Source organism: Actinomycetota bacterium, assembly GCA_035697485.1.
In the GTDB taxonomy this organism is placed as follows: domain Bacteria; phylum Actinomycetota; class UBA4738; order UBA4738; family HRBIN12; genus JAOUEA01.
Genome location: DASSCU010000058.1, coordinates 90,168 through 113,996 on the forward strand (window position 1 = coordinate 90,168; position 23,829 = coordinate 113,996).

A 23,829-nucleotide genomic window follows, 5' to 3' on the forward strand; every position below is an offset into this window, starting at 1 on the left:
ATCATGGCGACGAAGGTGGAGGTCGTGGTGCTGGGGTTGCTGGCCGAAGGGCCGTTGCACGGCTACGACCTGCTCGAGCGGTTCCGTTCGCGGAGCATGGGGTTCTGGACCGAACTGAGCCGGGCATCCGCGTACCAGGTACTCAAGCGGCTCGAGCGCGAAGGGTCGGTCGTGGGCAAGGCGCAGCAGGGCCGGGAAGGACCGGACCGGCGGGTCTACCGCATCACGAAGCAGGGGCGGGACCGCCTCGCCGAGGGTGTGGCGGAGATGGCCGCAGCCCTCCTGCCGATCGATTCCCAGGCGGCCGTGGCCCTGGGGTTCGCGCACGTGGTGCCGGCCACGGTGGCCAGGGCGGCTGCCGACGCGCGCGAGCGCTCGCTGCGTGACCTGCTCGACGCCGTACTCACCGAGCTCGACCGAACCGGCGCCGAGCGCGACCCCGGCCGCGCCGTGTCTGCCGCGCTGCTCCGCCAGCAGGAAGCGTTCGCGGAGGCCGAGCTCGCGTGGCTCACGGCGTACCGTTCGGCGCTCGGGAGGATCCGCCGCTAGCGGCTATCGGTCGATCGGCTCCAGGTCGGCGGCCGCCCGTACGATGGGAAACACGATGGAAGCCGCCTTCTTCGACCTCGACAAGACGATCATCTCCAGATCGTCCTCCCTCGCCCTGTCGCGTCCCCTGTACCGGGCTGGCATGGTGTCGCGGTCCCAACTGCTCCGCGGCGCGTACGCGCAGCTCGTCTACCTGCTGGTCGGGGCCGACGAGGACAAGATGGAGCGGCTCAAGGAGGGCATGCTCGCGCTCACGAAGGGCTGGAACCAGGAACAGGTCGAGACGCTCGTGCATGAGGTGATCTTCGACGTGATCGATCCGTACGTGTACCAGGAGGCGCTCGACCTCATGGCGCTGCACCGCAGCGAGGGTAGGCGCATCTACATCGTGTCGAGTTCGCCCGAGGAGGTCGTGCGTCCGCTCAGCCGGCACTTCGGCGCGAGCGGCGTGATCGCGACGCGCGCCGAGATCGACAATGAAGGCCGCTACACCGGTGAGCTGGCGTTCTACGCCTACGGGGATCAGAAGGCCGAGGCGATCGAGGCTCTCGCGGAACGCCTCGGCATCGACCTCGACGCCTCGTACGCCTACAGCGACTCGGTCACCGACCTGCCGATGCTCTCGGTGGTCGGGCACCCGGTCGCAGTCAATCCGGATCGGGATCTGCGCCGGGAGGCAGAGGAGCGAGGTTGGCAGGTGCGCGACTTCCGGCGGCCGGTGCGGCTGCGCACGCGCATCGCCCGGGCGGTGCCGCCGCCGAAGCCGTCGATCGCGGCCGTGGCCGGGGTGGCGGCGGTGGCAGCTGTGCTCGTGTGGGTCGTGCTGCGATCTCGAGTGAATCGAGAGGACGGCTGAGCTCACTCGTTTGCACCCTTCTCGGGCGGGGTGTACGTTCGGATCGGGTGCCGAGAGGTACCTGCGAGGGGAGCAGAACCCACGCGCGAGTCATGCCGCGGGAGGCATGCTCAGGCCCCGGGGGCCACGCCGCCGGCGCCCGAGCACGTGCAGACGAGACGCTTGATACCTGCTCCCCTCGCTCTATGCCTCGGCCCGGTGCCCCACGGGATCCGGTCAGCCCGACGCGGCGGGGTGCTCCAGCAGATCGGCGAGCCGTTCCGCCCTGATCGCGGCCTGGAGCGGGCGAGTTGCGCCCACGTCTCTCGCGATCAACGCGAGCTCACGCTCGACCGACGGCGCGAGCGGGCCCCTTCGCTCGTGCACCAATGGATCGAGTCGAGCCACAGCCCTGTCGAGGCGTTCGATCGCGATCGCGAGCGGTCCCTTGCGACGGGTTCGGTAGTCGTCGAGCGAGATGACCTGTGCCATGTTTCGAACGATAGACCTCGGGTCTGACACGGCTGGTACGCGCGAGGTGCGTGATCGTGTCTGATGCCCTTCAGCTGCAGGTTCCCGTTCCTGAATCGCGTTGCGTGCGGCCGATGTCGATGAAGGACCAGGAGTAGTCCAGGGCGTTCAGCTGCAGCTTCAGCACCCCGTACCCCTTGAACGCCGCGTCGGCCCCCGACTTCGGCGTGCCGGTCGACTTCCCGCCGGTACCGACCACGAACTGACGGATCGGCTTACCGAACCCCTGGTCCCAGCGTTCGTACGCGTGGCGATGCCCGTTGAGATAGAGCTCGACACCCTTGGACGCGGCGACTCCGGCCAGCGACGAATTGGCGTGATGGGCGAAGACGAGCTCGCATCTGTGGGTGTCGGCTTGGAGGTCAGCCGAGAGCCATGACCGCTCCGTCGAGCAGCTGATCCCCGACACGGAGCAATTCGTGTTCAAGGCGACGATGTGCCAGTCGCCGAGGTTGAACGAGTAGTAGCCCTTCTTCGGGTCGGTGGCCGTCGAACCATACTGGGCGAGGACGCTCGAGAAGTACTGGAAGTAGCCGGCCGCATTCAGCGTCTCGTACTCGTGGTTGCCGGGAACAGGGGCGGTGGTGGAGCGGAAGACCCCCCAAGTCGGATGGTAGGAGTTGAGGAACTGGCTGTACTCCCCGTGCTCGTACTGGGCATCGCCGAGCACCAGCACCCTGGCCGGGCGGATCACGTCGGTGATCAGCGACGCTGTCTTGCGCTGTGCCGTGCCGGGACTGTTGGCCCTGGCGATATCACCCGCGGCGGCCACGGTGACGGTGTCTGCGAACGCCGTTCCGGATAGCAGCACGCTCACGATGCCCGCGCAGATGATTGCCCTGAGGTGGCGACGGATCGGGCCGGAGTTGCTCATCGGGGAAGCCTCCTTATTGCGAGGTCTCACCAAAGCGCAACGGGGGCCCCCGAGTCAAGCCCTGGCGGTGGTCATGTCGATGTGTCGGCCGATCAGGGGACAAGGCGATAGCTCAACTGGCTGACGGTCCGTGCCGATACCCGAAACATGGTAGCGATGCGGCCCGATGACCACGTGGCGTTCGTCGGCCCTTCCGGGGCCGTGCTCAAGTCTCCGGCGCCGGGGGAGCGCGGCGTGATCCAACGCGTCGACCCGGAGGCCGTGCACGTCGTATGGGAGTGCTCGCCCCTGCTCATCGCCTGGCCGCACGAATGGATCGAGCGGCGCGAGCCGCAGGAGCGGTGACCGGGGAGACGCTTCAGGACACGCGAACGCTCGTCACAGGCGCCAGGCGCTCGTGCACCTGGAACCACGACGCGCCGGCGTCGGGGGACCCGAACACGTCGCCGCTCGTTGCACCGAAGTACAGCTCCATGTCGCTGCCCTTGCCGGCCGCGCCGAACGCCTGGCGCAGCACGGTGAGATACGCCTCGTTGGAGGGCAGGCCGTCTCCGTGCTCGATCCACGTCGTGCCCGCGTTGCGGGTCTCGTACACCCGCACCCGTGCGTCGGGGGTCACGCGGTCGATGTCGGCGACGAGCGGGATCACGTAGGCACTGTCGGCGTCGGCGGGATCGATCACCATCGGGAAGCCGAAGCCGCTGGGGAGGCCAGCCCTGATCTCCTGCCAGCTCGATCCCTCGTCGTCGCTGCGGTAGACGTTCCCGTGGAACTGCATGAAGAGCCGTTCCGGACGCGTCGGGGCACGGTGCATGTTGTGGACGCAGAGCGCGTTCGTGCCTTCTCGCGCCTCCTCCGGCATGTACTCGGGCACGAGGCCCTCGTAGCCCGTACGCCAGGAGTGTCCACCGTCATCGGTGATCCAGACGCCGGCAGCGCTCACGCCCACCGCCAGCCGCTGCGAATCGTCCGGCCACGGGCAGATCGAGTGCAGCGCGAGGCCGCCCGCACCGGGCTGCCAGTCTCCGGCCTGGTGTTCTTTCCAGAGCGCCTCGTTGAGCGACCACGACGCGCCGTCGTCGGTCGACGTGAAGAGCGCTGCGGGGGCGACGCCCGCGTACAACAGGCCGTCGGACTCGCCAGCCTTGATCATCCAGATGCGTTCGAGGCTCACGTCGCTGCCCTCCGGGAAGGCGGGACCGTCGGCCTGCGTCCAATCCCCGGTCGGGTCGTCGGCGTACATCAGGCGCGGGCCGTAGAACCCCGACGTATGGCCCGCGAAGCAGCGCCCGGTGCGAGGATCGCGCATCGCGAACTCCACCACGTCGCCGGGGAACGCCCTGGCGGCGATCTCGAAGGGCTCGCCGGCGTGCGGGTCGCCTCGCAACACGAACAGCCCCTTCTTGGTGCCGACCAACAGTTCCGTCATGCCTCACCCTCCCGAGATCGACGGGAGCACGTGCAGCACGTCGCTCGGCCTGACGGCCGAATCCTCGCTCGTGCGCTCCCCGTTCACGAACACGTTCACGTGCGGGCGGACCCGGCCTTGCTCGTCGAGGATCCACCCCACGATCGGCGGGTGCCGCTGTTCCAGCTCGCGGAGGACCTCGCCCACGGTCGAGCCGGGAAGGTCGTGATCCGACGTGTTCCCTGCGCGTTGCGACAGGGGGGCCCGCAGCAAGACCACCGCCATGACGAGGAGCCTACCCTCAGCCCGGACGGCGTGCTTCCGGGCCCTTGCCGTCGTCGCTCGTCAGGCCCTCGGGGTGACCGGCTGACGGATGATCGTGCGCATGCGCTCGGGAGCCGTGCGCTGCGGATCGCTCAGGTAGATCTCGTGATGCTTACCGACGGGCATGTACCCCTCGCGCTTGACGAAGTCGTACAGGCGCTCGAGCGCCGGCCGCTCGGCCGAGAACGGACCCCGGTGCAGCAGCTGCGCGCAGCTTCCCTCGCTGAAGGGCTCGAACCGCACGAGGTCGAGGGATGCCATCCGTCGCCGGGCCCGCACCGCGGCCATCGTCTCGGTCACCAGCTCGGGCGTGACCATGCTGGGCTGAGCCAACATGAGCGTCCAATCCCAATCGGACTTGTCGTCGAAATCCCAGACCCGGGCGTTGGGGATCCACCAGAGACCCTCGAGCGGCATGACCGCGAAGTCGATGCCGTCGGGAAGCTTCCGAACTCGGAACTTCAGGGCGTATCCGACCGCGCAGAGCGCCTCCACCGCCTGCGTGAAGGCCGTCGATCCGTTCGGGTCCCCGTGCCCGTCGACCATGAGGTAGTCGATCGTCGGCACATCGACCAGCGAGGGCTCTTCGCGAGCGTCGTAGAGGTCGCCGAGCTCGCGTCGGTAGTCCACCTTGGGCACCTTCGTCGCCGAGACCACCATGACGCACCTCCTTCTCACCCCCATGCGTACACCCGCCACGAGGGGTTCGGGCCGGGCCGGGGGTCCCGCTGCGTGGGGGTCGCCTCGGGCCGTTCGGGCGCTCAGCAGAGTCTGTGGCCACGAACCCGGCTCCGAGATCCGACGACTGAACGTCAGTCACGAGCCGACGCGGGCAGGCACGCCAGGTGGTCGAGATCGCTCGTCGGGAAGGCAGCCGAGAACGCGGGCGCCTCGGGGTCGCCCCGGAACTCGGCGCCACCCGAGAGCTCCTGACGCGTGGCCACGGCGAGCGCGGCCGCGACCTCGTCGATCGTGTGCCCGGCCTCGGCGAGGGCCTGATCGTCGATCCAGATCTGTGTGGGGCGCGCGCGCCGCACGACAGCGGGACCTGAGGGTTCCGAGAAGCGATCCTCGATGAACGCGGTGAGCGACGTGATGCCGATCGGCAGCGCCCCCGAGATCGCGGGGTCGTACTGGTGGCCGTGGTCGGCCGTGAGCGTCATGGCCCACTCGCCCTCGCCGACCTCGGCGTCGAGGAAGCGGACGAGGTCTTCCAGGGCTTCGTCCTGCCAGCGGAGCGTCTGGCCCATCTCCTCGCCGTTCACGCTGAAGATGTGGCCGACGGAGTCGACCGCCTTCAGGTTCACGTAGAGCAGGTCGGGCACGTCGTCGGCGCCGAAGCCTTCCCGACGGATCACCTCTTCCACGATGCGGGTCTGGTACGGGGTGCGCGCCGGCGTCTGGAAGCCGTCGTCGAGCGCGTCGAACGGATAGTCCCCCCAGGCCCCATCGACGACGCCGTCTTCCTGATCGAGGGTCGGGAGATCGCGCGCGAGACCTGGCACCTCGTTCACGTAGTCGGGCATCGTGAAGTACGGTGCCATGCCGGTCGTGAGCTGCCAGGCGTCTCCCTCGTCCCCGCCGGTGCTCGCATCTTCCTGCTCGCGCATGATCGCGAGGTCGGCATCGCCCCCGTCCCACTGGGAGCCGTGGCCCACCATGCCGGTGTGGGCGCCGAGGGTGGCGATCACACCGACGAGCGGCTCGTTGCCGTGGGCCACGTCGTAGAGGTCGGCGAGCGTGGGAAGCAACAGGGTGCCCGGTCCCTCCTGCTGGGGCTTGTCGATCTCGCCGGCGATCTGCTGATAGAGGTCGATCACGCCGTGGCGACGAGGGAAGGCGCCCGTTCCGATCGTCGCGTGCATCGGCGGGGTGTTCGACGGCGAGGATCCGATCTCGGCGTCGTCGAACCAGACGCCCCGGTCGACGAGGCCCGCGAGGAACGGCCAGTCCTCCGGCCACTCGTCGAGCACGTTGCGGCCGGCGCCGTCCCACACGAGCGTCACGAGCAGCTTCGGCGGACCGGCGCGCTCGCCGTCGGGCAGCAGCGCCGGCGCCAGCATGTGGCCGTCGGGCGCGTCGAAGTCGAACCCGAGCATCTCGGCGTTCGTCGGCGCGATGTCGGCGAGCGTGGCCCGGCCGTCGACGCCGCCGAGCGCCGGCACACGCCCCGGTCCGTAGAAGAAGAGCGGCACCTGTTGCACGTAATCCCACGGTCCGGCGTGGCTGAGGCCGCCGCCGACGTAGTCGGGTTCGGCCGCCACGATCTGGATCTCACCGCTCGCGGGCGCCTTCGTTCCTTCCCACACCCGCAGCAGCTGCCGTGGCAGGAGGTCGCACGCCGAGGAGCCTCGATCCTGGGCGCGTTCCACGACGCTCGGGCTCGGCGCCGCGGGTGCCGTGGCCTCAGTGGACGCCAGCTGCACGACCAGCGTGGCGAGCAGGCCGCCGACGAGCGCGAGGGCTAGAGCGTTGGTCCAGCGGGGAGACGTGGATCGTTCTCGGGTCACGAACGGGAAGCGTACCGCCGGTGCGTGCCGTGATCAGGACCCCGGGTCGGGGGCGCACGGCAGCGCGTCGATCATCGTCGTCGGGATCGCCGCGAGGAACGCCGGGTGGTCCGGGCGCGCGATCTCGCCGTCGCCCCGCACGACGTCGGCCCGCGGCATCGCCATCAGGAACGCCGCCACGTCGTCCACGGTCGACCCGTCTCTGATGAGGGCCTCCGTGTCGAGCCAGATCTGGGTTGGGCGCATCTGTTCCACGATGCCGGTTCCGAAGGCCTCCTCGATCGAGGCGGTCAGCTCGGTCACGTCGTACCGATCGGCGCCCGTGACCGCCGGGTCGCGAGCCATGCCGTGGTCGGCAGTGAGGATCATCGCCCATCTCCCGGCTCCGACCCGGTCGTCGAGGATGCGGACGAGCCCTCCCAGCTCGCGGTCCTGGGCCCGCAGCCCGTCGAGGAGCTCGACCCCGTCGGCGCTGTAGCTGTGACCGAGCGAGTCGAGCATCTTGTAGTTCACGTAGAGCAGGTCGGGCACGTCGTCGGCGCCGAAGCCCTCACGGTCGATCACCGCCTCGACCATGTCCGTCTGCCACGCGGAGCGCGCCGGCGTATCCCATCCTCCGAGCAGGCTCGAGATCTCATGGTCCCGCCAACGACCGTCGTCGGCGCCGTCGGCCCGGTCGAGCGCCTCGAGTTCGGTGAAGAACCGGTCGTCCATCGACGGATCGTTCGCATAGGCGGGGAACGCGTAGTACGGCGCCATCTCCTCGGAGAGCTGCCAGCGCGGGGCGGAATCATCGCCCCCGGTCGCTGAGTCCTTCGGCTCTCGGGTGACCGCGAGGTCCCGGTCGGCATCCGGCACGAACGAACCCCTGCTCATCATCAGCAGGTGGGCGGAGAGCGAGCCCACGGTGCCCACCAAGGGCTCGTTGCCCATGGCGAGGTCGTACCGATCGCCCAGCGTCGGCACGCGTAACACGCGCGGGCCCAGGTGGAGCGGTCGCTCGATACGTCCGTCGAACCGCACGTACTCGTCGGGGATGCCGTGTGTCCTCGGGAATGCCCCCGTGCCGATCGTGGCATGGCTGGGCGGGGTGTTCGACGGCGACGCGTCGAGGGCTGCGTCCGTGAACCACGCGGAGCGCCTGGCGAGTCCGCGCAGTCGGGGCCAGGCTTCACCCCAGCGCTTGAGCAGGTCGGTGCCGGCTGAGTCCCAGATCACCGTGACGACGAGGCGCGGCACCGTTCGTTCCGCGGTCGGGAGCAACGCCTCGGACAGCGCGCGGCCGTCGGGGGCATGGAAGCCGGGGAACGCCAGGATCTCCGCCGCCGTCGGGGCCACGTCGGCGAGGGTCACTCGGCGCTCGTAGACCCCCGGTCGCACGATGCCCTCACCGGCTACGAGGAGCGGCACCTGCTGGGTCGTGTCGAACGGCGATGCGTGGGACAGGCCGCCGGCCTGCAGGCTCTCCGGCGGAACGAGTTGGATCTCGCCGCTGCGCTTTGGGTGGGCGCCCTGAGCGATGCGGCGCACCAGCTCGGCGTCGAGTGCGGCACAGACCCTACGCGGCAGCGCCTCGGTCGATGTGCCGGCGGGCGGGATAGGGTCGCGGAACGACGCCGTCTCCTGGCTGGACGCGATGCAGCCCGTGGTCAGCACGGTGATCGAGAGCACCACCATGGCGAGTCGGGATCCCGGCGGGCGCGCCCGCCGATGCGCCCATGGGGTGTTCGTGGATCGCGCGGCCATGGCGAACACCCTACCGAGGGCCGCCGATCACGATGCCGCGTCAGGACCAGTTCGGCGTGGAATCGATGTGGTCGTTCTTCGAGAGGTTCTTGGCCCGCGAGCCGTTCGGCTTCACCACCCAGATCTGGTCGTGGCCGGTTCGGGTGCTCGCGAACGCGATCCACTTCCCGCTCGGTGCGTACGACGGATGGCTGTGCGCGCCGTCGCCCTTCGTGAGTCGTCGCGGCCGTCCGCCATCGGAGTCCATGAGCCAGACCCGCCGGGCGCCGTCACGGTGGCTGACGAACGCGATGGTGCCACCGTCGGGCGAGTACGCGGGGGCGGTCGATCGTCCGTCGTCGCCGGTCAGCTTGCGAAGCGAGCCGCCGGTGGTGGACATCGTCCACACGTTCGTCGCGCCACCCCGGTCGCTGTCGAACGCGATGCGTGTTCCGTCGGGTGACCAGGCCGGGGCCCCGTCGCGGGCCGCGTGCTCGGTGATGTTGGTCTGACCCGCACCGTCCCCGTCCATCACGAAGATCTCCGCATCGCCGGTTCGGGTGCTCTTGAACGCGATGCGCCTGCCGTTCGGCGACCACACCGGTTGCGTGTCGGCGCCGGCCGCGTCGGTGATGCGCGTCCGGTTCGAGCCGTCGGCATCCATCACGAAGATGTCGGCGCCGCCCGAGCGGGTGCTGGAGTACGCGATGCGCGAGCAGTCGGGCGACCAGGCCGGGTCGCGGTCGGCGGCCTCATGCTTCGTGATCCGTGTCTGCCGCATGCCCTTGCGCGTCATCGTGAAGACGTCGACGTTGCCGTGACGCGACGAGGTGTAGGCGATGCGCCCGCAGGTGGGGGTGGGTCCGTCCGTCGAGAACGTGGCTGTGATCGAACGGGCCTGGTCCATCGTGATCTGGCAGGTGCCGGTACCCGTGCATGATCCGCCCCAGCCCGTGAAGACCGACCCGGGCTCGGGGTGGGCCGTGAGGGTCACGACCGCCCCGTCGACGAATCCGACCTCACAGTCGTCGGCGCAGTCCACCGCCGGAGGATCGCTCGTGATCCGCCCGAGACCGGTGCCTTCGATCGTGACGGTCAGCGTCTCGAGGGTGGTCGGCGTCCCTGAGAAACGGGCGTAGTACGCCTGGACCTGGGCACCCCCGAGTTGCCATTCCGTGCCGCTGCCGCTCCAGGAGCCACCGACCCTTGTGAATTCCCCGCCGACGTGCAGGTGACCGCGCCCGGCGTCGGCTTCGATCGCCCAGATGCCGTTGTACTTGCAGCAGATGCCCGGGCTCCAGGGGTCGCCCGTCGGTGTCGCCCGGCCGTTCGCGGGGTCGAGGGCGACGAGGCGCGGGAGGTGGAGGCAGTTCGTGTTGGGATTGTCGTTGTCTCCGCACTGCTGTCCGTTGGACCCTGCGATCCACTGGAAGTGACCACCTACGTACAGCACGCCGTCGAACAACGAGACCACCTGCGACGAGCCGGAGGTGTCGGTCTTCCAGATCTGGTTGCCGGTCGCGAGGTCGTAGGCGCCCGTGAAGTCCGAACCGCCCGCCGCCAGGAACACCGTCGGCTGTCCTGACCCCGGCCGGTTCGCGACCACCACGCTGATGCCGAACGGAGCACCGGTCGGATCGAGGTTGTCGGGCGTCCAGTCCAGGACCTCCCCGGTTCTCGCGTCGACCTTGATCGCTGCCTTCGCCGACTTCCTCGTGCCGCCTTCGAGCGTGCTGTCGCACTGGCAGGCGGCGACGATCGTCGAGCCGACCAGCTCCATGTCGCGGACCTGGGGCGGAGTGTTGTGTCCTCGCAACGACGGGTCGGTCTCGACCGTCGGAGCGTCGTAGCCCGGGGACGGTGATCCGCCTGGCTCGTACGAGAGCAGCTTCGACGTGCCGATGTAGATCGCCCCGGGGGTCGCCAAGATGCTGCGCACCTTCGACGTCTGCGGGTTGAACGGGGCCACCGCTCCGCTGCTGGGGTCGATCGCCGCGGCGTTCCTGCGCGGGAGCCCTCCGACCCGGTCGAACGCGCCGCCGATGTAGAGCAACCCGTCAGCACCCATCGACATGTCGTAGACGACGGCCCCGCCCGTGCCACTGGTGACGGCCGGGATCGTGACGCCCAGATCCGGAGCGCCCGTCGACGAGTTGAAGGCCGCAAGGTTCGAGACGGCACGGACGCCGACGCCGTTCGCATCGCGCATCTGCGAGAACGAGCCGCCCACCCAGGTTCGGTTGCCCGTGATCTCGATCGTCCTGACGAGACCGTCGAGCATGCCGACCTCGTCGGGGATGGCCGACGGCATCGCGGCGGCCGCGACCCCGGAGGTGAGGAGCGGGAGGAGGGCAACCACCACCGTCGCGGCGAGTGCTTTCGCGGAGGTGCGGGCGAACGGTCCGCGGGGCTTCAACGCAGATCCCTTCCCTCGGGGACGAGTCGGGATTACCGAGACTTCCGTCGTAGGAGCCTCCCATGGGCGCATGCCGAACGACATCGGCCGGAAGTCTCAGTTCGGCGATCCCGATCGCGCTCAGGGACCGCCTGCCAGCAGATCGCCCCCGTACTCGAAGTGCATACCGTCGGGGATCAGGAAGTCGCCGCCCCAGTTGAAGCCGAGGTCCTCGAAGATCGCGACGACGCGCCGGTCCATCGTGGGCACGGCTCCCAAGGCGTTCTCCGGAGCGTTGATGTCAACCGCCGCCCCGTACGCGTGGAACGAGGGCGGGTTCGTCGGGCTGTGCCCCACGGTGCGGGCGTTGAAACATCCGGCGGTCGAGTGGATCAGGGGTCCCAACCCCTCGCGCTCCACGCGTCGCATCGCGCGCACGAGGTCTTCCATGAAGCGGCGATGGCACGTGAGCCTGCCGAGCAGCGGAACGGAGCGGGTGACGAGGTTCGCATGGATCCAGGCCGGGTCGATGCGGAAGGAGGCCGGGTTCGCCGGGTCGAGCGCGGCCGCGAACTCGTCGAACGCCCGCTTCAGCACGACGGGAGGATTCACGCCGTTCGCCACCCGCATGTATGGGCTGTCACCGGGGCCCTCGACCCGGAGCGGTTCCTTCTCGGGCACCAACGGACGGATCAGCTGCTCGAAGGCGCCCAGGCTTCGCTCCTCGTCGAGGAAGGCCCAGAGGTACCGGTCGTCGACGATCCCCAGGCCCGCGCCGACCTCGCGGGAGACGAGCAGCTCACTCCAGCCGATCAGCTCCTCCGGGACCACGGCGCCGATGCGCACCGACCGCTCTTCGAACTCGAGCGCGCCGCCCACGCCGAGCCTGCGCACGAGGGCGCTGCGCGTGCCGAGCACCCCCTGCCCTCGAGCGAGCGCGTCGACGACGTCGCCGCGGACCCCGGCGGGGAGGAAGGGGGCGACCTCGACCGGGTTCACGGCGAAGGCGTCGATCGGGATCGCGAACGGTGCTCGAGGATCGTCGATCACGTCGCCGCCGGCAGCGAGGGAACGTGTCAGCCAGCGCGTGTCGCCGGCGACCACCACGGCCGACCCGATCCCGGGGACCGTTCGCACCTGCGCCCGGAAGTCCAGCGGCAGCCCGCCGGGCGTCCAGGCCAGGAAGTACGGGGGAGGCTCGACAGTCGCGGGTTCGGGCGCTTCGGGTGCGGCGATCGCGACGCCGGATCCGGCCGCTGCTCCTGCCTCGCCCGCGCGATCCGTGGCCCGGGCCGCGGACGGCGCCGACGGTCTCCGCGGACCAGACATCGTGAGAACGACCGACGCGACACCCAACGATGCGACGAGCGCCAGGAAGATCCACCGCCGCCACGGCATGCGCGTCTTGCGGCTACTCACCGGGCGTGTCCCTTCGGGTGCGTCGGCGCCCATCGCCGGGAAGCCTACGGGGCCGGGGCGCGGTGGTACTCGAAGTGGTTGCCGTCGGGCACGATGAAGCGACCCCCCCAGGCGAATCCCCATCGCTCCATCACCGCAACGAGTCGAGGGTCTTGGTCGGGGGGCACGCCGTAGTAGTTCCCAGCGATGTTCATGTCGATCGCGATCCCCCACGAGTGGTGCGAGAGCATCGCCGTCGGGTCGCGCCCGATGAACCGGGGCGCGAAGCACCCGTCGTAGGTCTCGACCAGTTTCCCGAGGCCCCGGCGCACCAGCTCTCTCACGGCACCGCGCAGCTGGGGCATCACCGAGGCGTGGCACGTCACGAGGCCGAGCACTGGCAGGCGGGCGGTCTCCATCTGGGCTTGGGTCCACGCCGGATCGAGGTCGAGATAGCCTGGGCGTCCGGGCTCAGGACGGGCAGCGAACTCGCCGAACAGCGTCTTCAGCATGACCGTCGGCAGCACCGCGTCACCCGGCCGGAAGTAGGGGGTCTCGCCTTGGCCGCGAACCTGTACCCGCCCGTAGGGGCCAAGCCCGCTGGGGAGCAGGTCGTCGAGGGCGACGCGGAGGGCGTCGGTGCGGAGGGCTCGGCCGGCCGCGGGCTGCAGCAGCAACGAGCGGTCGGTCCGCACGCCGATGCGGCGACCGGTCTCGCGGGAGACCATCAGCTCGGCCGCGCCGACGGCTTCGTCGGGGAGCACGGCGGCGATGCGCACGCGCTCGCCACCCGGGAACCCGAGCACGGAGCCCGGCCCCAATCCGCGCACCACCGCCGACGTGGCCCCGAGCACTCCGTCGCCGGCGACCAGCGCCTCGATGACCGGACGGTCTGCTGCCGGCAGGAAGGCCGCGAACGTCACCGGATCGACCGCGATCGTGTCGAGCGGGATACGGTATCCACCGCGCGATCGGTCGACCGGCTCGCCGTCGACATCCCAGGAACGGGCGAGCCACGCGTTGTCCTGAGCGACCGTCGTGACCCGTCCGATCCGCCGCAGGGATCCGACCGCGTCGTCGAAGCCTGCCGGCAGACCCCGTGGTACCCAGACCAGGAACGTCTCGGGCGGTTTGGTGCCCGTTCCCACGAGTGCGACGCCGTCGGGCCCGTGGGCGCTCGGTGTCGCCGCGCCCTGCAGGACCACCGTGACGGCGGCGCCGACAGCGAGACCGACGATCGCCGCCGTCGCGGGCCACACGCTTCCTCGCAGGCGACTCCTCATGTCACCCTTCGCGGCGCTACCGCCGGGAGCCCTCGCACGGGCATGGAGCTCGCGATCGCGAGCAGATCTCCGAGGGAAAGGTTCGTCTCCAGGAACAGGCTCGCGTCGGCACCGAGGATCGCGAGCCGTCGCCCGAGCCCGTCGGCGGCAGGCTCGTAGTACGCGACGCCGCCGCCCGGCAAAGTCACACGGGTGGCGTCGGGGCCGACCGGTCCGAATGCGCGACCGGTGAGGCGGCCCGGTTGCTGGCCCACCCGCAGGTAGTCGAGGCCGTCGGCGTAGATGAGCAGCGACCTCGGCGCACCCATGCCCTCCGGCGCCACGGCCGTCGCAAGCTCGAGCGCGCCGGTGTACCTCGGGGTCGCTGGCCGGTAGCCGAGACGTTCGGCCAGGGACGCGATGTCGAGCGCGCCCATTTCGTGCCCTGGGATCTCGAACATGGACGGGTCGGGTTCCTCCGCCTCGATCGAAGAGGCTCGCACGTCGAGGATCGCCGTGTTCGGCGGCTCCGCCGGGAGCCCGAATCTCAGCTCCCACTCGCGGCGCCCCATTCCTTCTGCGGGGAAGACCATGATCCGCACGGGCTGCCACGACTCCGTGTCGAGCAGCAGCTCCACGCGGTCACCGCCGAAGAACGGCCGCCACGTGCCGCCGAGTCGCAGGAACGGGAACATCGGTGCAGCCCGGTCGAACGTCGTCTCGACGTGCACGACCTCGTGGCCACCGACCTGCTCCGTGCCGAGCACGCGGATGCCTCTCGCCGAGCCGACGGTGCGGAGCGGCACGACGAGGTCGGCCGGAAGCGGAGCCGCGAGCGAGTACGGCGAGGTGGTCGTGACCGTCGCTCGTGTCGTCGGGCAGGCGTCCGCGGGCAGCCCGGTCGGGCACCCCGTTGGCCCGGACAGGAAGGTCGCCGGCATGTCCTCGACGTAGGTGATGTCGGTGGGGGTCCACGCTGCCGAGGGGTACACGGTGCGGTCGTCGACCTCGAGGCGAAAGCGTTGCGGTGGGAGGAACGCCACTCGCATCTGTAGCCGTCGTTCGGGCACCTCGCGGGAGAGGCCCCGTTCCACGATGTCGTATGAGCCTCGGAACGAGTCGAGACCCGGCGAGGCAGCGCGAACGCCTTGGGCGACGGCCTGGGCAGAGATCGCCTCACGGTCGCCCCCGCGGAACGGTCCGCCCACGATCACGCTGCCGATCACTGCGCCCGCGACGAGGGCCGCGGCCATGGGCATCACGCGACGCAACGGTGCGCGATACCAGGAGGTAGAGGTCGCGGCTCGCTCGTGGAGGGGAGCGAGTTCGAGCGCGCCGACGATGCGGTCCACCAGATCGGGCACCGGGTCCGCCACGCGGATTCGCACCGCGGTGCGCACCCGAGCTGACCCTTCCGCGAAGGCGTGGCACGCCTCACAACCCTTGACGTGCGAGTCGACGTCGCTCCCTCGGAGGCCGCCGACGTGTTCGCCGTCCATCCGGGCCGAGAGCGCGAGCTGCACCCGATCACAGTTCATCGCCGTCTCCCCCGGGCTGGTCCCTTCGTCGTCGCCTCGGCCGATGCAGCGTTCTCGTCCTCGGCCATCGCCGCGCACAGGGCCTGCCGGGCCCGGAACATGCGGCTCTTCACCGTTCCCGGCGCGACCGTGAGCACGTCGGCGGCCTCCTGATAGTTGAGCCCGAACACCTCCACGAGCAGGAACACCTCCCGGTGCTCGTCGGAGATCGAGCGCAACGCCTCTTCGAGCACGGCGTGAGACGTCGCGTCGGCGACCGCGCCCTCGACCTCTCGGTCGCCGTCGTGCACGAGCGGGAACCGCCGCGCCCTGAGTGAGTCCATCGCGCAGTTCCTCGTGATGCTGAACAACCACGATCCGAACTTCCGGTCGCCACGGAATCCGTCGAGGAAGCGGAACGCCCGGAGGAACGCGTCCTGGGTGACGTCGGCTGCGAGCTCCGGGTCGCGCGTGAGATGCCAGGCGAACCGATACACGTCGGCCTGGTACTCGCGGACGAGTTGCTCGAACGCGGCCGCGTCGCCGCGACGCGCTCGGTCCAGCGTGCGCGGGTCGGCGTCGCGCACCCGTCTCCTCTCGGTCCCTCGAGCGTTCGCTCGCTGGGTTCCTCGGTCGGTCCCGTCGGCCACACAAGCGTAGGCCTGTCGGCAGGCCCTCTGCGAGGGGACGGGCGCAAGGGCGGGAAGGTTCCCTGCGCCTCGCCCCGTGCGGATCCCGGCACCCGGCAGCGCGGTTCAGTCTGGGAGCGGATCGAGGGAGACGATCGGCGCGAGCCCGGGGGTGGGCACGGACGCGACGGCGTCGCCCGTGCCGACGTCGAGGACGTCGATCCGCTCCCCGACCGCCGCGAAGAGGTCCGTGCCGTCGAGGGACATGCCCAGCCCGGAGATCGGGCCGGGTGCGGTCCAACGCTCGGCGAGTGTCAGAGACACCGTATCGATCGCGAACAGCGGACGGTCATCGGCTGCCGAGGCCACGAAGAGCGTGCCCCCGTCGTGGCTCATCACGACCGTCGTTCGCCCTTCGACCGTGCCGAGGTCAACCCGGCCGGTGCGTTCGACCTCGAGGGTCTCCGTATCCATCACGGCGACGAGGCCCTGCCGTGCATCGACCACGTAGAGCGACCGCCCGTCGGGCGATGCGGCGATCGCCTGATCGCTCGCGGCGCCGCCCCACATCACCTCGGGAAGACCTGCGCAGAAGGCCCAGCCCCGACGCAGGTTCAGCACGTGCACGAACGTCTCCTCCGGCCAGTAGCCACTGGAGCCGGATCCCTCCCCGTCACCACCTGACCCGCTGGAGTCATCAGAGACGCCTGGGTCGCCGCCATAGGAAGCGCCGCCATAGGGGTTCGTGCCGCCTGTGTCCTCGTAGGCGTCTGCGTAGGCGCCGGGTCGGTTCGAGTACAGCGTGTACATCTGCGACGTGACCGGGTCGAACACCTGGCCGAGCCGCACCCCGGGCATGCGCTGCGGCGGGGTCTTGAACCGTCCGTGCACGGGCCGCACCTCGCCGGAGGCGAGCTCGAGCACGACCACACGGTAGACCGCCGGGGTCTCGGCCGGCAGGTACTGGATCAGGAACAGCCGCTCGTCGTCGATCGAGAACGCCTCGGGCTCGTAGTTGCCGTCGAGGCGGAAGCGCATGGGCTCGAGGCCGCCGGCGGGGTCGGCGACCACGATCGTCGTCCGTGCGCGGGGCACGGGCATGCCGGGGGCCGCGCCGGGCACCGGTTCCACGAGGGCGATCGCGCGGCCGGAGATCGAGGCCACAGCCACGTCGAGCTCGCCGCGAACCTGCTGAGTGCCCGTGGTCTCGCCCGACCGGGGGTCCACCGACGTGATCGAGGTCGACATCCCGTCGCTGGTCGCGCGGTAGAGCGCGTCCCCGTCGGGCGCGGCGATCGTGCCGGCGCCACCCGCGAGCAGGGCGCCCGACGTGGCGTCGATCGCGAGGTCGCCGCTGCCGGTCGACGCGATCAGCACGCCGCCGTGGTTGCGAGCCGGTTCGCCAGCGTGAGGCGGGTCCGCGGCCCGATCGGTGGTGCAGGCGCCGAGCGCCGTGACCGTGACGGCGAGGGCTGCGAGTCGGCCGATCCACATATGTTCCTCCTCGAGCAGGGCGGGCCGCCGGACGCGCTACCCCACATACCGGCCCAAGTCCGGATCGGTTCCATGCGTGCCCGGGGTGGAACCTCACGTGCCCCTCGTCGGTCTGCTCGTCGACGGCAGGACACGAGGAGGGGCAATCATGCGCGCACGAGCTCTGGTGCTGGTGACGATCACGGCGGTGGCGCTCACGGCGCCTTCGGCGTCGGCGAACGGAGGCGCTTACATCGAGTTCGAGGGAACCCACCATCTGCCCGGCGAGCAGGTGACGGGCACCGTCTACGTCTCGATCCGCGCCGGTAAGATGGACCTGATCGATCGCGGCCCGTTCTTCGCCTACGTGCTGCCCCCGGGGACGGCGATCGATCCTCGGCGTGGGCTGCCGGCCGGCGCGATCCGGGTCGGCACCTTCGCGATCGAGCAGGAGAAGGATCAGACGGAGCTGACGGTCACGTTCACGGTGCCCCACACCGAGGGCGACTACTACTCGGTCGGGCTCTGCAACGACCCGTGCACCCTCAACGGGTTCGGCGAGCCAGTGAGCGGCGTGCTCTCCGTCGTCGGTACGAAGCGGGAAGCCGCTCTCCTCGGCGACGTGAGCAGGTTGCACTCCCAACTCGCGGCGCTGAAGCGCGAGCTACGCAAGGGTGAGAGGGGCGCCGAAGAGGAGCTCGCTTCGCTCTCGGACGCCCTCGATGAGAGCGAGGCAGCGCGATCGAGGCTGACCGCCCAGGTGAGGACCCTCGAGCAGCAAGACGCTGCCGCGGAAACAGCGGCCGAGGAAGCAGCCGGGCGTCTGAGCGTCCGGCCCTGGGCGGCGGCCACCGTCGCCGTCGCGTTGTCCGCACTCGCGTTCGTGCTTGCCGGCCGTCGCCGCCGCCGGAACATCGGCAGCTCGGACGAGGTCTTGCCGGAGCGCATCTAGCCTGGGGCTGAGCCGCCGCTCGCTTCGGCAGAGCGGGATGCCAGCGGCGCGAGGATCGCGTCTCGACCTCCCTCGGGGGTCTCGAGGCGATCGAGCACCCTTCGAGCCCTCGCCCGCGCCGAGCCCGCGCGAGCGCGATCGCCGTCGCGTCGAAGGGCTTCCCCGCGGATGCTCAACGCCCGAGCGAGCCATGACGTCCATCCGAGCTCGCTCCAACGTTCCACGGCTTCGCGGAGCGCCGCCGCCGCCTCCTCGTTCCCGCCGTCCATCATCGACGCGAGCCCGTGGTTCTCGGCCTCGATCGCCTCCACCACGGTGCCGGATCCAGGCCTGCGGTTCCCGCGCGGCGTCCGTCCCGACAGCAGCACCGCCTGATCTCGAGCGGCTCGGGCGATCGAGAGCGTGCCGCTGGCTCCCGCTGCTCGCGCCAGCGCGACGGCCCCCTCCAGAGCCTCGAACGCTGTGCCCACCCGGCCCGCCCCGAGTGCCGCACGGCCGACGAGCAGCACCCCGACGGGTTCGATCAGGCGCTCGCCGCTCGCCCTGGACGCCACGGTTCCCGCGTCGGCGGGCTTGCGGACCCTGCCCCACGCTCCTCGATCCAGCTGCACCTCCGCGGCCGCGAGGTCTGCCTCCAGCATCTCCGTGCTCGCGCCGAACCGCTCGAGTCCACGGCGGCACGTCGCCAGGTGCCGAGTCGCACCGCGGGGGTCGCCCGAACGCAACGCGGCCCGCGCCTGCGCGGCGCGCCCCAGCGCCTGCACGCGAGCCGAGTGGATCTCCCGCCCGAACGCCACCGCGGCCGCGGCTGCGTTCGCCGCCTCCGTCGGTGGGCAGGCCGCGGCGGCCGCGAGGGCCTCGATGAGCAGCGTGTCGGCTTCCGCGTAGCGGTCACCGGCCGCGATCGTGAGCGGCCGGGCCTCCCGCATGATCGTGATCGCTTCGGCGTGTTGCCCGCAGTAGTAGCGGAAGTACCCCAGGGTACGGAGCAGCTCGGCGCGAGATCGCAGGTCGCCGTCGCCTTCGACGAGCTGCTTGGCCATGCGGTACCAGCGGTGGAACTCCTCGCCTCCGATCGTGCTGAGCATGTAAGCGAGGTCCTGCGCCGCGATGACACGCCCCCAGCGATCGCCCGCCTCCTCGAAGAGCTGGTAGGCCCTGCGCAGGTACGCCAACCCCTCCGCGTAGTCGGTCCGGGTCGAGATCTCCGAGAGCCGGTGGGTCGCCCACGCCTCACCTGACGTGTCGCCTGCCGCTCGGAAGGATGTGAGAGCCCGCTCCAGCAGTTCTTCGGCCCGGTCGTCATCGCCCACGTCGGATTCGACGCGCCCGAGCGCCACGAGCGCGCGGGCGCCCAGCCGCTCGTCGTCGAGCCCCTCGGCGAGTTCACGCGCGTGCGTGGCCGCCCGCTCAGCCTCGCGATGTCGTCCCAGCTCGATCAGGCACTCGGCGCGTCCGATCGCGTGGCGGGCCCGCAGCTCCGGCTCGACATCGTCGGGAGCCGCGGTATCCACCTCGATCGCCCGTGCGTAGAGCGACTCGGCCGCCAGGGCCTGGTACTCGAGCGTCTCGTCGGCCCATCGTCCGAGATACAGCGAGGCAGCCCGGGCCAGACCGTCGGGAACCGTCGTCGCGGTCATCGATCCTGAGAGGCGCCAGGCTTCCGCGTAGTGGTGCGCGAGATCGTCGACGGGCTCGCGCGGCATGTTGGCGCCGTGCGAGAGCCAGTCTGCGACCTCGACATGGAGGCGGGCTCGTTCCTCGCGCGGCAGGGAACCGTAGGCGACGTCGCGGATCAGGGCATGCTTGAAGACGAACTCGTTCGAGCTCGTGGCGTGCGAGCCTCGGCGCCGCCGGAGGAGGTCCCGGGCGAGGAGGCTTCGCACCGCCGTTCGGACGTCGGCCTCCGGGATCAGGCGTTCGAGGAGCCGGTCCCACGTGAGCTCGCCGGTGACCGAGGCGCACTGGAGCACGCGCTTCTCGGCTGGTGGCAGCCCGTCCAATCGCGCGGCGATCATGGCGCGCACCGTCGTCGGCACCCGGTCGAGCATCTCGGGATCGATGACGGACCATCCCGAAGCCGTCGAGACGAGCGCGCCTGCGTCCACGAGCATGCTCAGGCTCTCCTCGAGGAACAGCGGGTTCCCACCGGCGCGTGTCACGATCCGGCGGAGCGCCGAGGTGAACGACTTCCGTCCCAGGGCCAGCGAGGTCAGCTCACCCATCGCGTCGTCCGGGATCGCATCGAGCTCGATCCTCGTCGCGGCGCCGAGGTCGAGGGGGGAATCAGACCGCGTGAGGCCCATGAACAGGATCGGTCCGGCCCAGGGGTCGGTGGCGACCGCCGCGAGTGCGTTGACGACCGCCGGATCTGCCCAGTGGAGGTCGTCGAGCACGACGACGACCGTGCGCTCCCTCGCGAGCCCCTCCAGCACCGTCCGCGCCGCGGCGATGGCGTCCTCGGTGCCGCGCGATCCGTGGCTCTCGAAGCGATCGCTGACGCCGAGGAGCATCGACAGCCCTCGTGTCACGTGCCGGACATCGACCCCGGTCGTCACCCGCTTCGCGAGGGCACGGATCCGCCGGTCGGCGGCCGTCGACCCCGGTCCGACCCCGGCGATCTCTCCGATGGCGGCGGCCAGGGGTGACAACGCCAGGCTCGCGCCGTAGGCGGTCGCTCGCCCGGCGAGGACGAGCACGTCAGGATCGCGCCCGGTGAATTCGGACGCCAGTCGGGTCTTGCCCGCTCCCGGTTCCGCGCTGACGATCACGACGCGCGCTCGGCGATCCTCCCGCACGGCGCGGAGCTCGGCCGACAGTCGCTCGAGCGGCCCTTCCCGGTCGACGAACTCTGCCCCGAGGGACGGCGTCGCCCGACCTGCCGGGAACGGTGTCCTCGGTGTCCGGGCCTCATAAGCCGCCACCGGTCGGGGCTTGCCTTTCGCTGCGTACGAGCGTCGCGGTCCGTAGCGGATCGCGTGTCTCGTCCTGCGCCAGGTCTGCTCCTCCACGAGCACGGCGCCCGGCGGTGCCAGGTCGGCGAGGCGGGAGGCGGTGTTAACGACGTCGCCGACGACGGCGATACCGGAGGCCTCGGGCGCCGGACCGACCATCACCTCGCCGGAGTTCACGCCCGAATGCACCTCGGGGATCGCCAGTCCGGAACGGCCCTCGTTCAGCTCGCGGACGCGGTCGCGCACGGCCAAAGCGGCGCGTACGGCGCGCTCGGCATCGTCCTCGTGCGCGGCGGGGACTCCGAAGATCGCCATGAAGCCGTCGCCCTGCACCTGGGGCACGGTCCCACCGTGGTCCTCGACCACTCGCTGGAGTTCGACCATCGTCGGCTGGATGAAGGAGAAGACCTCTTCGGGGTCCAGCGACGCGGCGAGGGCCGTGTATCCGGTCAGGTCGGAGAACAGCAGGGTGACGAGCTTGCGCTCTCCGCGGGTCTCAGTCACGTGGCTGGCGCGTCTGCCTTCTTGGTATCGGTCGTGCCCACCTTCATGGCGTGGACCCCCGGGACGTTCCCCAGTCGCTCGATCGCCTCGGCGAGACCCGACTCGTCGTCGGAGCCGAGCTCCACCAGGAGCGGGAAGCGGGCGATCACGCGCGAGGCGCCGATGAACGGCTTCTCGTCGCCGAACTCCTCGGCGATCGCGACCATGACGTCCATCGGTCGGTCGTTCGTGCGGACCCGGCAGATCGCGCAGAAGCGCGGGCTCTTTCGCTTCGGGCCTTTCAGCCCGATCGCGCTCTGGAAGACGGACCCCTCGGCCGCGTAATCCGACCGGATCCCAGCGTCGAAGAGCGTGGACCCGGTGAAGTTCACCAGGCCCTCGAGGTCGTCGGCCGCGAAGTGGGCGAAGCCCGCGAAGTCCCCGTCGAACGTCGAGGCGAAGAACACCGGGCCGTAGTCGGGATCGAGGTGCTGGAGGAGGTCGTCGATCACCTCCGACGGCTGCCTCGGGTCACCCTCGTACAGGAACACGAACCCATGGACTCCTTCATACGGACCAGGCACCGTGACCTCCTCGCTCGAGCGGGCACACATGCGGGGGGAAGGTTCACTCTGACCGTCCTCACCCCCGCCTGGCAAGCGTGCCGCCGGCGATGCCCGCCGACGACGGGGGGATCTGTGAGCGTGATGCCCATCACGCTCGCGTCCTCCGGTCGTCGAGGGCGTCGTCCCCGGCGCGGCCGTCGGAATCCTCCTCCTCGGGGATGGACCGACCCGTCACCGACGAGTAACTTCGCATCTCCTTCGGCGACCTCGATGCGAACCGGTCGCCGACCCCCTCGCTCGATTCTCCCCCTCACGATGTCGCGTCACATCGGTCTCGGAGGGGGAAACTTCGCATGGAGCAGGTCGCACGGGTGGTGCTCGCCCTGGAGGCCAACGACGTCGCCGAGGAGGTCATGCACTTCCTCGACCGCACGGGCAGCGCGCGCGTCGTCGGCACCGCCGCTGACGACCGACAACTGATCGAGGCCGTCCGTCAGCTCGAGCCCGATGCGGTCGTGGCGCAGCCCTCGCTGGTGGAGCCGGCGGCGGTCCGTGGACCGACGGTGCTCGCGCTCGACACGCGGGAGACGGTCGCATCGCTCCGGGCCGCGATCAGAGCCGGTGCGAGCGGGTTCTACCTCTGGCCCGGTGAGCGCGACGAGCTCGCGGGCGCGACCGCCGCAACGATACCCGAGACGTTCGTCGACGAGAAGCGCGCGACGATCGTGGCCGTGCACGGCGCCCGCGGCGGGGTGGGGGCGACCTTCGTGGCGTCCCACCTGGCGCAGGCCTTCGCCCGACGGGGCCTCGAGTGCGTCCTCCTCGACGCCGACCCGACGTACGGAGATGTCTCCTCGGCGACCGGACTTCCCGACGACGAGGTGCATACGATCGCAGACCTCCTTCCGCTCGTGCACGAGCTGACCCCGGCGCATCTCGACGACGCCCTCTGGAGGCACCCGAGCGGCTTCCGGGTGCTCGCGCCACCGGCCGCCGAGCGGGCCTCGCTCGTGACGCCAGGCGATCTGTCGGCGATCGTTCGCGTGGCTGCCGGCTCGTGCGACGCCGTCGTGATCTCGCTTCCGAGGGAGATCGGCGACGTCAGCGTGGCCATGCTCGAGGCCGCCGACCACGTGCTCGAGGTGCTCGCGCTCGACGTGCAGTCGTTCCGCGCGGCCACCCGGGCACTCGAGGTCGTCACGCCGTTGCGTGTGAAGGCTCGAGCCGGCTTCGTCGTGAACCGAGCACGTCGCGGCGAGATCACCCCTGGTGACGTCGAACGGGTCTTCGGGGCCGTGCCCCTGGCGGTGGTGCCCGCGGACCGGGCGGTGCCGCGGGCTCAGGATCGCGGCCGGCTCGTGCCCCCGAGGGGCCGCGTCGGTCGCGCTTTCGTCACCCTTGCCGACCGCCTGCTCGAAACGGGAGACGCGTGATGGGTCATCCT

General features: G+C 70.4%; 20 protein-coding genes. 5 read left to right on the plus strand and 15 right to left on the minus strand.

All coding sequences use genetic code 11. The features are described from left to right. Positions 1-3: 3 nt before the first annotated feature. Together VFI59_14895 and VFI59_14900 are read left to right on the plus strand one after the other, a co-directional pair. Entirely contained in the window at positions 4-549 is a 546-nt protein-coding gene (locus VFI59_14895; GenBank protein HET6714978.1) for a PadR family transcriptional regulator, read from the plus strand. Between the two features lie 55 nt (positions 550-604). After that, on the plus strand, positions 605-1,405 hold the full coding sequence (locus tag VFI59_14900; protein ID HET6714979.1) for an HAD-IB family hydrolase: 801 nt from the start codon (positions 605-607) through the stop codon (positions 1,403-1,405). Between the two features lie 216 nt (positions 1,406-1,621). Here VFI59_14900 and VFI59_14905 read toward each other — a convergent pair whose 3' ends face one another. Both VFI59_14905 and VFI59_14910 read right to left on the minus strand, forming a co-directional pair. Beyond that, positions 1,622-1,876, minus strand: a complete 255-nt coding sequence (locus VFI59_14905) for a hypothetical protein (protein ID HET6714980.1) — start codon at positions 1,874-1,876, stop codon at positions 1,622-1,624. Positions 1,877-1,946: 70 nt separating this feature from the next. Further along, the gene (locus tag VFI59_14910; protein ID HET6714981.1) at positions 1,947-2,789 is read right to left on the minus strand and encodes a metallophosphoesterase; all 843 of its coding nucleotides are present in this window, start codon (positions 2,787-2,789) and stop codon (positions 1,947-1,949) included. A 147-nt stretch (positions 2,790-2,936) separates the two neighbouring features. Here VFI59_14910 and VFI59_14915 point away from each other — a divergent pair, with 147 nt between their 5' ends. Continuing rightward, positions 2,937-3,134 carry a hypothetical protein gene (locus VFI59_14915; protein HET6714982.1) on the plus strand — a complete coding sequence of 66 codons (198 nt, stop codon included), beginning with the start codon at positions 2,937-2,939 and terminating at the stop codon, positions 3,132-3,134. Positions 3,135-3,147: 13 nt separating this feature from the next. Here the strand turns inward: VFI59_14915 and VFI59_14920 are convergent, their stop codons facing one another. The 11 genes from VFI59_14920 to VFI59_14970 all read right to left on the minus strand — a co-directional run bounded on the left by VFI59_14920 (position 3,148) and on the right by VFI59_14970 (position 17,451). Further along, positions 3,148-4,218 carry an exo-alpha-sialidase gene (locus tag VFI59_14920; GenBank protein HET6714983.1) on the minus strand — a complete coding sequence of 357 codons (1,071 nt, stop codon included), beginning with the start codon at positions 4,216-4,218 and terminating at the stop codon, positions 3,148-3,150. A gap of 3 nt (positions 4,219-4,221) precedes the next feature. Beyond that, complete coding sequence (locus VFI59_14925) at positions 4,222-4,482, minus strand: MoaD/ThiS family protein (protein HET6714984.1); 261 nt, start codon at positions 4,480-4,482, stop codon at positions 4,222-4,224. 60 nt (positions 4,483-4,542) lie between these two features. Continuing rightward, positions 4,543-5,181, minus strand: a complete 639-nt coding sequence (locus VFI59_14930; GenBank protein ID HET6714985.1) for a GyrI-like domain-containing protein — start codon at positions 5,179-5,181, stop codon at positions 4,543-4,545. Positions 5,182-5,333: 152 nt separating this feature from the next. Next, positions 5,334-7,031 carry an alkaline phosphatase family protein gene (locus tag VFI59_14935; protein HET6714986.1) on the minus strand — a complete coding sequence of 566 codons (1,698 nt, stop codon included), beginning with the start codon at positions 7,029-7,031 and terminating at the stop codon, positions 5,334-5,336. 33 nt (positions 7,032-7,064) lie between these two features. Beyond that, complete coding sequence (locus VFI59_14940) at positions 7,065-8,777, minus strand: alkaline phosphatase family protein (protein ID HET6714987.1); 1,713 nt, start codon at positions 8,775-8,777, stop codon at positions 7,065-7,067. 40 nt (positions 8,778-8,817) lie between these two features. Beyond that, positions 8,818-11,172: a hypothetical protein gene (locus VFI59_14945; protein ID HET6714988.1), complete on the minus strand. Its 2,355-nt coding sequence runs from the start codon at positions 11,170-11,172 to the stop codon at positions 8,818-8,820. Positions 11,173-11,292: 120 nt separating this feature from the next. Beyond that, positions 11,293-12,570, minus strand: a complete 1,278-nt coding sequence (locus VFI59_14950; protein ID HET6714989.1) for a M15 family metallopeptidase — start codon at positions 12,568-12,570, stop codon at positions 11,293-11,295. 44 nt (positions 12,571-12,614) lie between these two features. Continuing rightward, positions 12,615-13,832, minus strand: coding sequence for a M15 family metallopeptidase (locus VFI59_14955; GenBank protein HET6714990.1), 1,218 nt, complete (start codon positions 13,830-13,832; stop codon positions 12,615-12,617). Further along, complete coding sequence (locus VFI59_14960; protein ID HET6714991.1) at positions 13,829-15,349, minus strand: hypothetical protein; 1,521 nt, start codon at positions 15,347-15,349, stop codon at positions 13,829-13,831. Before VFI59_14960 ends, VFI59_14955 begins: the two co-directional genes overlap by 4 nt. Further along, positions 15,346-15,915 (minus strand): sigma-70 family RNA polymerase sigma factor, encoded by a 570-nt coding sequence (locus VFI59_14965; GenBank protein HET6714992.1) that lies wholly within the window; start codon positions 15,913-15,915, stop codon positions 15,346-15,348. Before VFI59_14965 ends, VFI59_14960 begins: the two co-directional genes overlap by 4 nt. A 168-nt stretch (positions 15,916-16,083) precedes the next feature. Continuing rightward, positions 16,084-17,451, minus strand: a complete 1,368-nt coding sequence (locus VFI59_14970) for a hypothetical protein (protein HET6714993.1) — start codon at positions 17,449-17,451, stop codon at positions 16,084-16,086. 148 nt (positions 17,452-17,599) lie between these two features. On the opposite strand from VFI59_14970, the gene VFI59_14975 reads away from it, so the two are divergent. Beyond that, positions 17,600-18,382, plus strand: a complete 783-nt coding sequence (locus VFI59_14975) for a hypothetical protein (GenBank protein HET6714994.1) — start codon at positions 17,600-17,602, stop codon at positions 18,380-18,382. On the opposite strand, the gene VFI59_14980 is transcribed toward VFI59_14975, so the two are convergent. Both VFI59_14980 and VFI59_14985 read right to left on the minus strand, forming a co-directional pair. Continuing rightward, positions 18,379-21,840: an adenylate/guanylate cyclase domain-containing protein gene (locus tag VFI59_14980; protein HET6714995.1), complete on the minus strand. Its 3,462-nt coding sequence runs from the start codon at positions 21,838-21,840 to the stop codon at positions 18,379-18,381. The genes VFI59_14975 and VFI59_14980 overlap by 4 nt on opposite strands. Further along, positions 21,837-22,403, minus strand: a complete 567-nt coding sequence (locus tag VFI59_14985; GenBank protein HET6714996.1) for a hypothetical protein — start codon at positions 22,401-22,403, stop codon at positions 21,837-21,839. Before VFI59_14985 ends, VFI59_14980 begins: the two co-directional genes overlap by 4 nt. Positions 22,404-22,738: 335 nt before the next feature. On the opposite strand from VFI59_14985, the gene VFI59_14990 reads away from it, so the two are divergent. Further along, positions 22,739-23,818, plus strand: a complete 1,080-nt coding sequence (locus VFI59_14990) for a P-loop NTPase (GenBank protein HET6714997.1) — start codon at positions 22,739-22,741, stop codon at positions 23,816-23,818. Positions 23,819-23,829 lie beyond the last annotated feature (11 nt).

Coding starts and splice junctions, on each gene's coding strand:
- VFI59_14990 (HET6714997.1), top strand. CDS start 22,739: ATGGAGCAGGTCGCACGGGTGGTGCTCGCCCTGGAGGCCAACGACGTC.
- VFI59_14900 (HET6714979.1), top strand. CDS start 605: ATGGAAGCCGCCTTCTTCGACCTCGACAAGACGATCATCTCCAGATCG.
- VFI59_14925 (HET6714984.1), bottom strand. CDS start 4,482: ATGGCGGTGGTCTTGCTGCGGGCCCCCCTGTCGCAACGCGCAGGGAAC.
- VFI59_14955 (HET6714990.1), bottom strand. CDS start 13,832: ATGAGGAGTCGCCTGCGAGGAAGCGTGTGGCCCGCGACGGCGGCGATC.
- VFI59_14960 (HET6714991.1), bottom strand. CDS start 15,349: ATGAACTGTGATCGGGTGCAGCTCGCGCTCTCGGCCCGGATGGACGGC.
- VFI59_14910 (HET6714981.1), bottom strand. CDS start 2,789: ATGAGCAACTCCGGCCCGATCCGTCGCCACCTCAGGGCAATCATCTGC.
- VFI59_14895 (HET6714978.1), top strand. CDS start 4: ATGGCGACGAAGGTGGAGGTCGTGGTGCTGGGGTTGCTGGCCGAAGGG.
- VFI59_14930 (HET6714985.1), bottom strand. CDS start 5,181: ATGGTGGTCTCGGCGACGAAGGTGCCCAAGGTGGACTACCGACGCGAG.
- VFI59_14905 (HET6714980.1), bottom strand. CDS start 1,876: ATGGCACAGGTCATCTCGCTCGACGACTACCGAACCCGTCGCAAGGGA.
- VFI59_14970 (HET6714993.1), bottom strand. CDS start 17,451: ATGTGGATCGGCCGACTCGCAGCCCTCGCCGTCACGGTCACGGCGCTC.
- VFI59_14940 (HET6714987.1), bottom strand. CDS start 8,777: ATGGCCGCGCGATCCACGAACACCCCATGGGCGCATCGGCGGGCGCGC.
- VFI59_14975 (HET6714994.1), top strand. CDS start 17,600: ATGCGCGCACGAGCTCTGGTGCTGGTGACGATCACGGCGGTGGCGCTC.
- VFI59_14915 (HET6714982.1), top strand. CDS start 2,937: ATGGTAGCGATGCGGCCCGATGACCACGTGGCGTTCGTCGGCCCTTCC.
- VFI59_14920 (HET6714983.1), bottom strand. CDS start 4,218: ATGACGGAACTGTTGGTCGGCACCAAGAAGGGGCTGTTCGTGTTGCGA.